The sequence below is a fragment of the Sterolibacterium denitrificans genome, assembly GCF_900174485.1.
Classification (GTDB): Bacteria; Pseudomonadota; Gammaproteobacteria; order Burkholderiales; family Rhodocyclaceae; genus Sterolibacterium; species Sterolibacterium denitrificans.
On record NZ_LT837803.1, the window covers coordinates 2,901,178 to 2,913,573 of the forward strand.

A 12,396-nucleotide genomic window follows, 5' to 3' on the forward strand; every position below is an offset into this window, starting at 1 on the left:
ACTCCCAAGGAGGCTCCATGAACAAGCTGCTCGTCACCCTGCTGTTCTGCATCGCCGGCCTGGCCCATGCCGCTGCCGACATCGCCGGCGTCAAATACGAAGACAAGACGAAACTCGACGCCGCCGAGCTGCAATTCAACGGCGCCGGCCTGCGTTCGAAGCTGTTCCTCAAGGTGTATGCGATCGGCCTGTACCTGCCGGAAAAGAAGACGGCGGCCGCCGACGTGCTCGCGCTGAGCGGCCCGAAGCGCCTGCACATCGTCACCTTGCGCGAACTGACCGCCGAACAATTTGCCGATGCGCTGGTCGGCGGCATCCGCAAGAACCATACGGATGCCGAAATGGCGGCGCTGAAGGATCGCATCGAGGAATTTCGCCTGGCGATCCTCTCCGTCAAAACCACCGCCAAGGGCACGCTCGTCACCATCGACTGGCTGCCGGAAAGCGGCACGCGCCTGAGCATCGACGGCAAGCCGCAGGGCAAGGACATCGCCGGCGCGGATTTTTACCGCGCCCTGCTGCAAATCTGGCTCGGCCAGAAACCGGCGCAGGATGACCTGAAGGATGCGCTGCTCGGCAAACCGCAGTAAGGTCGCCAGGGACGACCACCCACGGCAATACCGGAAGACGACATAATCACCAAACCGTCCCTTCGCCAAACAATCGAGCGCTTCCCATGCTTCCCGGCCTTGAGCAACTGATCCTGCAATGCGCGCCCAACGTCGCGCCGACGACGATGATGGCCATCATCAAGGTCGAATCCGGCGGCAATCCGCTGGCGATCAACGTCAATGGCAAGAAACGCCTGGCTCGCCAGCCCGCCACGGCAGCAGAAGCATTGGCCTGGGCCGACTGGCTGATCGCCAAAGGCCACTCGGTGGACATGGGGCTGGCCCAGGTCAATTCACGTCATCTGCAACGTTTCGGCCTGACGCCGCAGCAACTGTTCGAGCCCTGCTACAACGTTGCTGCCGGCGCGCAGATCCTCAGCGAGAACTATGCCGACGCCAGCAGGAAATATGGCCTCGGACAACAAGCCCTGCGCGCCGCGATTTCCGCCTACAACACCGGCAACCATACGCGCGGCTTTACCAATGGCTATGTCCGCAAAGTCTCTGCCGCCGCCAGATCGTCCGCTTCCACCCGCCCCGAAGCCGTGCCGCGCCTGGTCAGCCGCTGACCGGGCCGGAGAGTCGAGAAGTCGAGAAGCAGGCGCATCAATGCATCGAGTCGGTTTTTGCTAACTTTGCTAACATTACGGTTTCATCGTACCTGGAGCAGCACATGAAACGCACCCAACGCCTTGCCGCCAGCCTGATCGTGGTTTTTGCCGCCACCGCCGCCAGTTCGGCGCAGGCGCTGGAACTCAGCGAAGACATGTACCTGGTCGTCACCGTCGGCAAATCGATCAAGAAGCATACGCCGATGCAGCTCGACAACAACGCCACCATGGTGAAGAGCGGCGTACCGGCCAGTGCCATCAGTTCCACACAAACTTCCGGCAAGAACGGCTACAAACTGCAGCTCGGCTATCAGCTCCACGAGAACTTTGCCGTCGAGGGCGGTTACGTCAATCTCGGCAAGACCGACTACCACGCCGACTACAGCTACAAGGGCCCCGGCCTGCTTCCCCCGACATATACCGGCACGGCCAGCCGCACCACCAAGATCAGCGGCTTCAACATCGTCGGCATCGCCAGCAACCCGATCAGCGAAGATCTCTCGGTCTTTGCCAAGGCCGGCGGCTTTTACGCCCAGGTCAAGACCGACAGCAGCAGCACCGGCGCCCATGCCGGCCTCGGCAACGGCGGCCTCGACAAGACCCGCTGGAGAGGGCTGATGGGGGTTGGCGCCAACTATCGCATCGATGAAGATTTCGGCATCCGCGCCGAATTCGAGCGCTACAACAAGCTGGGCGACAAAGCCAGCGTCGGCACCATCGACATCAACCTGATGTCACTGGGTCTGATCGGCAAGTTCTGAATTCTGAACCCGGAATCCGGCGGCCTCTCCTTTCTTCTGGCCCCTGGTTCTTCTCCCCAGCAAACCCGGTGCGGCAGATTGCCCACCGGGTTTTGTTTTCAGGCAAGACTCGCTACCGCCGCCCGCATGCGCTCCAGCGCGATTGCCAGTTGCGCGCGCGGACAGGCGAAATTCAGCCGCACGAAATGTCTGGCCGGATTTTCCGGATGCGCCCTCCCGCCTGCCTGCGGCAGGGCAAAATCGGCCCCCGCCGACAGACCCACGCCAGCCGCCTCGAAGAAGCGCTGCGGCTCCGCGATGCCATGCCGGGTACACAGCTCGCCGGCATCGATCCATGCCAGGTAGGTCGCTTCGACAGGCGTCATGACCAGGCCGGGCATCCGGCTCACCGCCGCCTCGACCCGCTCGCGATTGCCGCGCAGATACTCGAGCAGGGCGGCATGCCAGTCGCCTGACGCGCCGTAGGCCGCTTCGCAGGCCGCCAACCCCAGCGCATTCACATGCGGCACGATGCCGCGCATGGCGGCGACAAAAGCCCGCCGCAGGCCGGCATCGGGAATCACCGCGAAAGCGCAGCCCAGCCCGGCGATGTTGTAGGCTTTCGACGGCGCCATCAAGGTGATGCTGCGGCGCGCGGCGGATTCGGACAGCATGGCGAACGGCCGATGCCGCCGCGCAGGATCGAGTATCAGATTGCAATGAATTTCGTCGGAGCAGACGACGAGATCATGCCGTTCGGCGAGCGCGGCGATCTCCCGCAGTTCCGCGTCATGCCAGGCACGGCCGACCGGATTGTGCGGATGGCAGAGCAAAAACAGCCGGGTGGCTGAATGCGCCGCCAGCGCCGCCGCGACTGCCGGAAAATCCCAGCGCCAGCCCCCAGCCTGCCGCACCAGCGGCACCGTCGCCAGTTCGCGTCCGGCCAGCCGCGGCGCACTGAGAAACGGCGGATAGACCGGCGTGGCGCTGAACACGTCGCCGTCCACCGCGCGGCAGGCCAGATTGAGCCCGCTCACCAGTCCCGGCAGCCAGATCAGCCACTCGGGCTCGATCATCCAGTCGTATTCGCGCTGCAGATAATCCCGCAGCGTCGCGACCAGCCGGTCCGGCGCTTCGGCATAACCGAAACTCGCCCGCGCCACCCGCGCCTGCAGCGCCGCCACCACCGCCGGCGGCGCGGCGAAATCCATATCCGCCACCCACAGCGGCAGCACCTCGCGGCCGGCATAGCGATTCCATTTGAGCGAATCGCCCGCCCCCAGATCGGGCAACCGATCGAAATCGAACGTCATGGATACAAGAGGCGAGGCCGGGCCGGCCGACGCTTCTGCGCAATCACACCTCGAGATGCTGGAACAGCGCCGTCGACAAATAGCGCTCGCCGCTCGAAGGCAGGACGACGACGATCAGCTTGCCCTTGCTCTCCGGGCGCCTGGCGACTTCGAGCGCGGCCCAGACCGCGGCCCCCGAGGAAATGCCGACCAGCAGCCCTTCCTCGGTGGCCATGCGGCGCGCCGTCTCGAACGCATGCTCGTTGGTCACGCGCACGACCTCGTCATACACCCCGGTATTCAGCACCGCCGGCACAAAACCGGCGCCCAGCCCCTGGAGCAGGTGCGGCCCGCGCTCACCGCCCGACAGAACCGGGCTGCTGTCCGGCTCGACGGCAATCACCCGCACGCCCGGCTTGCGTTCCTTGAACAAGGCGCCCGCGCCGGTAATGGTGCCGCCGGTGCCGATGCCGGAAACGAAGATATCGACCTGGCCGTCGGTGTCGTTCCAGACTTCCTCGCCGGTGGTGCGGCGGTGGATCTCGGGATTGGCCGGGTTGTCGAACTGCTGCATGATGACGTAGCGGGAATCGCTGGCGAGCAGTTCCTGCGCCTTCCTGATCGCACCCGGCATGCCTTCGGCCCCCGGCGTCTGGATCAGTTCGGCACCATAGGCCTTCAGCAGCAGCTTGCGCTCGCGGCTCATGGTATCGGGCATCACCACGGCGCACTTGTAGCCGCGGGCGGCGGCGACCATCGCCAGACCGATGCCGGTATTGCCGGAGGTGGCTTCGAGGATGATGCTGCCGGGCTTGAGCTGGCCGGATTTCTCGGCCGCATCGATCATCGCCAGGGCAATCCGGTCCTTGACGCTGCTGCCCGGATTGGCGAATTCGAGTTTGCAGACCACCGTCGCATCGATGCCGTCCGTGAGGCGGTTGAGTTTGACCAGCGGCGTGTTGCCGATCAGGTCGGTGACATTGTTGGCGATATTCATGATGAAGGTTCCTTTTGCCCGGAAATGACTGTTCGAGGCGCTCCTCGAAGCGCCATGCCGCTGCATTGCTGCGCGGCCCACGATTGTAACCGTGTAACCGCGCGAGGGCATTGCGCAGCCATGGGCCGCAGGCTACTACCCGCTACAGAAAATCGGCCAGCGCCTCCTTCAGGCCTTCCTCGCTCACGCCCGGCGCCAGCATGGTAATGAAACGCCGGACATAATCGCGCAAGAACACGCCGCGATGCACCGCGAGCAGCGTGGTATTGCTGGCAAACAGCGCATCGGCATCGAGCAGGCGCAGGCCGGCGTCCTTCGCCGGGTCGAAGGCCATCGAAGCAACGATGCCGACACCCAGCCCGATCTCGACATAGGTCTTGATGACGTCGGCATCGATGGCGGAAAGCACGACATCCACCTCCAGCCCAGCCGCCGCGAAGGCGCTGTCGATGTGCGAGCGCCCGGTGAAGCCTGCGTGGTAGGTAACGATCGGATGGGCCGCAAGCGCTTCCAGCGTCAGCGCGGGCAACTGCGTCAGGGGATGGCCCTGGGGCACGATCACGCCGTGGTGCCATGCATAGCAGGGCAGCGTGACGAGGCCGGGCACGTCGCCGAGGCCCTCGGTGGCGATGCCGATGTCGGCTTCGCCTGCCACCAGCATCTCGGCGATCTCGCGCGGGCTCGACTGATGCAGCGTCAGATGCACCTTGGGATAGCACGCCCTGAACTGCTTGATCACCGCAGGCAGCGCATAGCGCGCCTGCGTATGCGTGGTGGCGACGATCAGGTTGCCCTGCTCGCTGCTGGCAAACTGGTCGGCGATGCTGCGCAGGTTCTGCGCGCCGCGCAGGATGCCCTCGACCGTGGCGATCAGCTCCTCGCCTGGCCTGGTCAGGCCGATCAGGCGCTTGCCGCGCCGCACGAACAACTCGACGCCGAGCTCGTCTTCCAGATCCTTGATGTTCTTGCTGACGCCCGGCTGCGAGGTGTACAGCACATTGGCCACCTCGGTCAGGTTGAAGTTGCGCCGCACGGTCTCGCGGACGATGCGCAATTGCTGGAAGTTCATGCCGCCTCCCTAGCCCCTTCCGGCGCCGCGAACACGCGCGCGTTGCGCGGCCGCGCCAACACGCGGTCGCCCTCGGCCAGGCCGAGCTCGCGCAGACGCTCGCGGCCGATCTCGGCGGTCAGCACGGCGCCGGGCGTGCCGTCGGCAGTCTCGCGCTCCAGCTCGACGCGCACGCTGCCGCCGAAGGCGAGAATGCGCCGGACGACGGCTGGCAGACCCGCCTGGTCGAGCGCGTCCGGCGAGGGCACGATAAGGTCGATCTCGTGCGGCCGGGCATAGGCGACCGCCGCACTGCCCGGCGACAGCGTGTGCGGGGCATGCGAAACCTGTGAAGCGTGTGAAGAATGCGAAGCGTCGGCATCGAGCGCCAGCAGATGCTCGTCCACCTCCAGATGATCGCCGCTCACCCGCCCATGGAACAGGTTCACCGAGCCGAGGAAGCCATACACGAACGGGCTCGCCGGCTGCTCATAGACCGCGTTGGGCGTGCCGACCTGCTCGACCCGACCGCGATTCATCAGCACCACGCGGTCGGAGACTTCGAGCGCCTCCTCCTGGTCGTGGGTGACGAAAATGCTGGTGATGTGCAGCTCGTCGTGCAGCCGGCGCAGCCAGCGGCGCAAGTCCTTGCGCACCTGGGCATCGAGCGCGCCGAACGGTTCGTCGAGCAGCAGCACCTGAGGCTCGACGGCCAGCGCGCGGGCGAGCGCGATGCGCTGGCGCTGGCCGCCGGAGAGTTCGGCCGGATAGCGCCTGGCCAGCCAGTCGAGCTGCACCAGTTCGAGCAGTTCATGCACGCGACGGCTGATCTCCGCCTCGCTCGGGCGCGTCTTGCGCGGCCGCACGCGCAGGCCGAAGGCGATGTTCTCGAACACCGTCATGTGGCGGAACAAGGCGTAATGCTGGAAGACGAAGCCGACCTGGCGCTCGCGCACGTCGCGCGCCGAAGCGTCCTCGCCATGAAACAGCACTTGGCCGCGGTCGGCGTTTTCCAGCCCGGCGATGATGCGCAGCAGCGTCGTCTTGCCGCAGCCGCTGGGCCCGAGCAGCGCGACGAGTTCGCCGGAGGGAAACTCCAGGCTGATGTCGTCGAGCGCGATAAAATTGCCGAATGCCTTGTGAAGTCCCTGGACGGCGATGCTCATGGTCTTTCTTCCTGTGCTGTGTTGCGGGAATGCTCGCCAAAGCGCCATTCGACGAACTGCTTGGCCGCCAGCGTCACCAGCGCCAGCACGGCCAGCAGCGAAGCGACGGCGAAGGCGGCGGCGAAGTTGTATTCGTTGTAGAGAATCTCGACGTGCAGCGGCATGGTGTTGGTCTGGCCGCGGATGTGGCCGGACACCACCGACACCGCGCCGAACTCGCCCATGGCGCGGGCATTACAGAGAATCACGCCGTAGAGCAGGCCCCACTTGACGTTGGGCAGCGTGACGCGCCACCAGGTCTGCCAGGCCGACGCGCCGAGCACGATGGCGGCCTCCTCTTCCTCGGTGCCCTGCGCCTGCATCAGCGGAATCAGCTCGCGGGCGACGAAGGGAAAGGTGACGAAGATCGTCGCCAGCACGATGCCCGGCACGGCGAACAGAATCTGGATGTCATGCATCTGCAGCCACGGCCCGAACCAGCCCTGGGCGCCAAACAGCAGCACGTAGATCAACCCCGAGATCACCGGCGAAACGGCGAAGGGCAGATCGATCAAGGTCAACAGCACGCTCTTGCCGCGAAACTCGAACTTGGCGATGGCCCAGGCCGCCGCCACGCCGAACACCAGATTCGCCGGCACACTGATCGCCGCCGCGATCAGCGTCAGCTTGATCGCAGCCAGCGCATCCTCCTCGCGCAGCGCCTGCCAATACACGTCGACACCCTTGCGCAAGGCTTCGTGGAATACCGTCGCCAGCGGCAGGAACAGGAACAGGCCGAGAAACGCCAGCGCCGTGGCGATCAGCAGCCAGCGCACCAGCCGCGGCTCCTCGGTGGCATGGCGCAACGCCCGGGTGCCTGCGGCGGGCGCTGCGGATAAAGAAAGTGCGGCGGCGCTCATGCGTCCTCCCGGGTGCGGCTGCCGCTCCACCATTGCAGCAGGTTGATGGCGAGCAGCAGCGCGAATGAAATCACCAGCATCACCACGGCAATCGCGGTGGCGCCGGCGTAATCGTATTGTTCGAGCTTGGTGATGATCAGCAACGGCGCGATCTCCGAGACCAGCGGCATGTTGCCGGCGATGAACACCACCGAGCCGTATTCGCCGATGGCGCGCGCGAACGCCAGTGCGAAACCGGTCAGCAGCGCCGGGGCGAGCGTCGGCAGGATCACGCGCCAGAAGGTCTGCCGCCGATTCGCGCCGAGGCTGGCGGCGGCTTCCTCCTGCTCCGCTTCGAGATCGTCGAGCACCGGCTGCACCGTGCGCACCACGTACGGCAGCCCGATGAAGATCAGCGCCAGCGTGATGCCCAGCGGCGTGAAGGCGATCTTGATGTCGTATGGCGCGAACAGCTTGCCGATCACACCGTTGCCGGCGTAGATCGCCGTCAACGCGATACCGGCGACCGCCGTCGGCAAGGCGAACGGCAGATCGACGAAGGCGTCGACCAGCTTCTTGCCGAAGAAGTCGTAACGCGCGAGCACCCAGGCCACCAGCAGGCCGAACACGGCATTGACCAGCGCGGCAATCAGGGAAGCGCCGAAGGTCAGGCGCAGCGCGGCGAGCACGCGCGGCGTCGTCACCGCGGCGATGAAGCCGTCCCAGCCGAGTACCGCCGAATTGAAAAAAGCCGCCGACAGCGGGATCAGCACGATCAGGCCAAGATACAGCAGGGTGTAGCCCAGCGTCAGGCCGAAGCCGGGCAGCACGCTGTGGCGGGTGAGTAATGCTCGACGAATGGCGCTCATGAAGAAGACGAAGCCTGTATATGAATTCGATTCGTTATGAATCGCGGCGAAGTATGTGGCGGCACGTCACAAGAGGGAAATACCGATTTCCCATTTGCTCATAACGGATCCGTATAAGACCTGCCGCGCCGGTATCTTGCGCTGCGCACGCCGCTTCATCTGCTCGGCGTGTAAATCTGGTCGAAGGTGCCGCCGTCCTCGAAGTGGGCCTTCTGCGCCTTCTGCCAGCCGCCGAACACCTCGTCGATGCGGACGAGCTTGACATTGACGAACTGCCTGGCGAACCTGGCCGCGACCTTCGGATCGTTCGGACGGTAGTAGTGCTTCGCGGCGATCTCCTGGCCTTCGGGCGAGTAGAGATGCTCGAGATAGGCTTGCGCGACGGCGCGCGTGCCGTGCTTGTCGACGTTCTTGTCAACGAGGGTCACGGGCGGCTCGGCGAGGATGGAGAGCGAGGGCACGACGATCTCCAGCCTGTCCGGACCGAGCTCCCTGAGCGCGAGGAAGGCTTCGTTTTCCCACGAGATGAACACGTCGCCGATGCCGCGTTCGACGAAGGTGGTCGTCGAGCCGCGCGCGCCGGAATCGAGTACCGACACGTTAGCGTAGATTTTCCTGACGAAGTCCCTGGCCTTCTCGTCGTTGCCGCCGGGCTGCTTGAGCGCATAGGCCCAGGCGGCGAGGTAGTTCCAGCGCGCGCCGCCGGAGGTCTTGGGATTCGGCGTAACGACGCCGATGCCGGGCCTGGCCAGATCGTTCCAGTCCTTGATGTTCTTCGGGTTGCCCTTCCTGACGAGGAAGACGATGGTCGAGGTATAGGGCGAGGAGTTGTATGGCAGACGCTTTTGCCAGTCGGGCGGGAAGAGCTTGGCTTTTTCGGCGATGGCGTCGATATCGTAGGCCAGCGCCAGCGTGACGACGTCGGCTTCGAGGCCGTCGATCACCGCGCGCGCCTGCTTGCCGGCGCCGCCGTGCGATTGCCTGACATTCACCTTGCCGCCGGTCTTGTCCTGCCAGTGCTTGGCGAAAGCTGCGTTGAACTCCTTGTACAGCTCGCGGGTCGGGTCGTAGGAAACGTTGAGCAGCGTGGTCTGCGCAGCCACGGGAGCGCTCAAGGTCAGGAACAGGCCTGCGGTAACCAGCAAGCGGGAGAGGGCATTGCGAAACATGAGACGCTCCTTCGAAAGTGATTGAAAACGGGCCCAGTGTATGAAAGGAGATTGCGCGTGAGAACGAAGCAATTCTTGGATGGATATATCGCATGGTGTATATCCTCCCCGCGCCAGCGGCAAGGCGGAGCGGGACGTTTCCCGAAGCACCCGGCGGTGGCGCAGGCGCAGAGATGCCGGCAGCGCCCAACCCCATGCAAAGCCGCTAGAATTCCCGATCCATACAGCCACAGGCTACAGGCCACCGGCCGGCCGACCGCACCCAGCAACCCAGGAGACCGCATGAAGCTCGAAACCCTCGCCGTGCATGGCGGCTACAGCCCCGACCCGACCACCAAGGCGGTGGCCGTACCCATCTACCAGACGACCTCCTACGCCTTCGACGACACCCAGCATGGCGCGGATCTGTTCGACCTGAAGGTTGCCGGCAACATCTACACGCGCATCATGAACCCGACCACCGACGTGCTGGAAAAGCGCGTCGCCGCGATGGAAGGCGGCATCGCCGCGCTGGCCTTCGCTTCCGGCATGGCGGCAATCACCGCGGCCATCCAGACGCTGGCCGCGGCCGGCGACAACATCGTCGCCACCAGCCAGGTGTATGGCGGCACCTATACGCTGTTCCGTCACAGCCTCAAGGCCATGGGCATCGAAGCCCGCCTGGTGGATGGCCGCGATCCGGCCGCCTTTGCCGCCGCCATCGACGACCGCACCAGGCTGATCTATTGCGAATCCGTCGGCAACCCGGCCGGCAACGTCGTGGACCTGCAGGCGCTAGCCAGGGTCGCCCACGATCACGGCCTGCCGCTGGTGGTGGACAACACCGTGCCCACCCCCATGCTCTGCCGCCCTTTCGAGCATGGCGCCGACATCGTGGTGCACGCGCTCACCAAATACATGGGAGGCCATGGCAACAGCATCGGCGGCATCATCGTCGATTCCGGCAAATTCGACTGGCAGGGGAATCCGCGCTTTCCGCAGTTCTCCACCCCCGAGCCGGCCTATCACGGTGTGGTGTATACCGAAGCCTTCGGCCCGGCGGCGTTCGTCGCGCGCGCCCGGACCGTGGCCTTGCGCAATACCGGCGCGGCGATTTCGCCGTTCAACGCCTTTCTCATCCTGCAAGGCATCGAAACCCTGCCGCTGCGCATGGAACGCCATTGCAGCAATGCCCTGGCGCTGGCGCAATATCTGAAGAATCATCCCAAGGTCAGCTGGGTGAACTTCGGCGGCCTGGCAGACGACAGCCAGTTCGCGCTGGCGCAAAAGTACATGCGCGGCGGCATTCCGGCTTCCCTGTTCACTTTCGGCATCAAGGGCGATCTGGCGGCCTGCGCGCGCTTCATGGACAAGCTCGAAATCGTCAAGCGGCTGGTGAATATCGGCGATGCCAAGAGCCTCGCCTGCCATCCGGCCAGCACCACCCATCGCCAGCTCGACGATGAGGAGCTGAAGAGCGCCGGCGTCAGCCGGGATCTGGTGCGCATCTGCGTCGGCATCGAACACATCGACGACCTGATCGCCGACATCGAGCAGGCCCTGGCGGCCGTCTGAGCCTGAATCCCGACAGGAGACCTCCATGTCCTTGCAGCTTTCGTCGCCTCACCCATCCCTTCGGCTTCGTTCGTTGCTGACGGCGCTGCTGAGCGGTCTGCTCTGTTTGCCGGCCGGCCCGCTCCAGGCCAAGGCCAACCCGGAAGAGATCGGTCAACTGGGCAGGCAGTTGACCTGCATGGGCGCCGAGAAAGCCGGCAGCCCGGGCGGCGTTGCCGAATACACCGGCAAATGGCTGGGCGCCGCGCCCGGCATGAAGCAGGAAACCAACCGCCTGCCCAGCGATCCCTATGCCGATGAAAAACCGCTGTACACCATCACGGCGACCAACTTTCCGCAATACGCCGACAAGCTCAGCGAAGGGCAAAAGGCGATGTTCCGGAAATTTCCGAACAGCTTCCGCATGACGGTCTATCCTTCGCATCGCGATTTTCGCTATGACAACTCCATCTGCCAGGTCATCGCGAAGAACGCCACGGAAGCCGAGCTCGCCGCCGATGGCCTGTCGGTGATCAACGGCTACATGGGCGCCAGTCCCTTCCCCTTGCCGAAGAACGGGCTGGAGCTGCTCTGGAACGCCGTCCTGCCGGCCATGACGCATGTCGAATACCGCGATACCGACCTTGCCATCGTCTATCCGAACGGCAACATCACCTGGGGCGCCCAACTGGTCTGGGTTCTGGCGCGCGCCAACGATCCGCAACTGCGCGGCAGGAAGCATGAGGGACTGTCCGCGCTGGCGCGCGGCGTGACGCTGCTGCCGGAACGTGAAAAAGGCATGATGACGCGCGTCATCGACAAGTTTTCCATGGAGAAGGAATCCCGCCTGGCCTGGCAGTACATTCCCGCCTCGCGCCGTGTCCGCCAGGCACCGGGCTTCGGCTTCGACATGCCCATGGCCTCGTCGGCGAACACGCTGACCATCGACGATGCGCGCATCTTCAACGGCTCCGGCGAACGCTACGACTGGAAGCTGCTCGGCAAGCGCGAGCTCCACATTCCCTACAACAACTATCGTCTCGAATCCCGTACCGTCGGCGAAAACAAGTACGCCGGGTTATTGACGCCGAACCACGAAAATCCCGACCTGGTGCGCTGGGAGCTACATCGCGTCTGGGTGCTGGAAGCGCGTCTCAAGGAAGGTTTCCGCCACCTCTACCCGCACCGGGTGTTCTACATCGACGAGGACAGCTGGCTATTCACCATGGCCGACACCTACGATGCCCAGGGCCGCATCTGGAAATACAACTGGATCAACAACGTCTACCAGCCGGGATCGAATGTCTTCAACCAGTTCTCGGCCTTCTATCACGACCTGAACTCGGGCGCCTATACGGTCTACGACCTGACCCAGGGCAAACCGCAGGGCGTGATCGTCGATGCGCCGAAGGCCGAATACGGCAAGCCGTCGTTCTATTCGATCGACAACCTCAAGACCTCCGGCTATTGAGAAGCCAGGAG

Annotated in this window: 12 protein-coding genes; 5 read left to right on the forward strand and 7 right to left on the reverse strand. The window is 64.5% G+C overall.

Translation table 11 applies throughout. The features are described 5' to 3' along the window. Positions 1–17 precede the first annotated feature (17 nt). The 3 genes from SDENCHOL_RS13110 to SDENCHOL_RS13120 all read left to right on the forward strand — a co-directional run bounded on the left by SDENCHOL_RS13110 (position 18) and on the right by SDENCHOL_RS13120 (position 1,983). The gene (locus SDENCHOL_RS13110) at positions 18–590 is read left to right on the forward strand and encodes a chalcone isomerase family protein (protein ID WP_067170497.1); all 573 of its coding nucleotides are present in this window, start codon (positions 18–20) and stop codon (positions 588–590) included. An 86-nt stretch (positions 591–676) separates the two neighbouring features. Next, complete coding sequence (locus SDENCHOL_RS13115; RefSeq protein WP_067170500.1) at positions 677–1,180, forward strand: lytic transglycosylase domain-containing protein; 504 nt, start codon at positions 677–679, stop codon at positions 1,178–1,180. A 104-nt stretch (positions 1,181–1,284) separates the two neighbouring features. Further along, entirely contained in the window at positions 1,285–1,983 is a 699-nt protein-coding gene (locus tag SDENCHOL_RS13120) for an outer membrane beta-barrel protein (RefSeq protein ID WP_067170503.1), read from the forward strand. A 98-nt stretch (positions 1,984–2,081) separates the two neighbouring features. On the opposite strand, the gene SDENCHOL_RS13125 is transcribed toward SDENCHOL_RS13120, so the two are convergent. The 7 genes from SDENCHOL_RS13125 to SDENCHOL_RS13155 form a co-directional block, all read right to left on the reverse strand. Next, complete coding sequence (locus tag SDENCHOL_RS13125; RefSeq protein WP_067170505.1) at positions 2,082–3,275, reverse strand: MalY/PatB family protein; 1,194 nt, start codon at positions 3,273–3,275, stop codon at positions 2,082–2,084. 43 nt (positions 3,276–3,318) lie between these two features. Continuing rightward, the gene (gene cysK / locus SDENCHOL_RS13130) at positions 3,319–4,254 is read right to left on the reverse strand and encodes a cysteine synthase A (protein WP_408022501.1); all 936 of its coding nucleotides are present in this window, start codon (positions 4,252–4,254) and stop codon (positions 3,319–3,321) included. 139 nt (positions 4,255–4,393) lie between these two features. Then, positions 4,394–5,320 (reverse strand): CysB family HTH-type transcriptional regulator, encoded by a 927-nt coding sequence (locus tag SDENCHOL_RS13135; RefSeq protein WP_154717258.1) that lies wholly within the window; start codon positions 5,318–5,320, stop codon positions 4,394–4,396. Continuing rightward, positions 5,317–6,465, reverse strand: coding sequence for a sulfate/molybdate ABC transporter ATP-binding protein (locus SDENCHOL_RS13140; protein WP_067170514.1), 1,149 nt, complete (start codon positions 6,463–6,465; stop codon positions 5,317–5,319). The genes SDENCHOL_RS13135 and SDENCHOL_RS13140 overlap by 4 nt, the downstream gene beginning before the upstream one ends. Next, positions 6,462–7,364, reverse strand: a complete 903-nt coding sequence (gene cysW, locus SDENCHOL_RS13145) for a sulfate ABC transporter permease subunit CysW (RefSeq protein ID WP_067170517.1) — start codon at positions 7,362–7,364, stop codon at positions 6,462–6,464. The genes SDENCHOL_RS13140 and cysW overlap by 4 nt, the downstream gene beginning before the upstream one ends. Beyond that, a complete protein-coding gene (gene cysT / locus SDENCHOL_RS13150) occupies positions 7,361–8,212 on the reverse strand; it encodes a sulfate ABC transporter permease subunit CysT (RefSeq protein ID WP_067170520.1) in 852 nt (283 codons plus the stop codon). The genes cysW and cysT overlap by 4 nt, the downstream gene beginning before the upstream one ends. Before the next feature lie 155 nt (positions 8,213–8,367). Beyond that, positions 8,368–9,381, reverse strand: coding sequence for a sulfate ABC transporter substrate-binding protein (locus SDENCHOL_RS13155; protein ID WP_067170522.1), 1,014 nt, complete (start codon positions 9,379–9,381; stop codon positions 8,368–8,370). 282 nt (positions 9,382–9,663) lie between these two features. On the opposite strand from SDENCHOL_RS13155, the gene SDENCHOL_RS13160 reads away from it, so the two are divergent. Further along, the gene (locus SDENCHOL_RS13160; protein ID WP_154717259.1) at positions 9,664–10,935 is read left to right on the forward strand and encodes an O-acetylhomoserine aminocarboxypropyltransferase/cysteine synthase family protein; all 1,272 of its coding nucleotides are present in this window, start codon (positions 9,664–9,666) and stop codon (positions 10,933–10,935) included. 25 nt (positions 10,936–10,960) lie between these two features. Then, positions 10,961–12,385: a DUF1329 domain-containing protein gene (locus SDENCHOL_RS13165; RefSeq protein WP_083522864.1), complete on the forward strand. Its 1,425-nt coding sequence runs from the start codon at positions 10,961–10,963 to the stop codon at positions 12,383–12,385. The last annotated feature ends 11 nt before the right edge of the window (positions 12,386–12,396 follow it).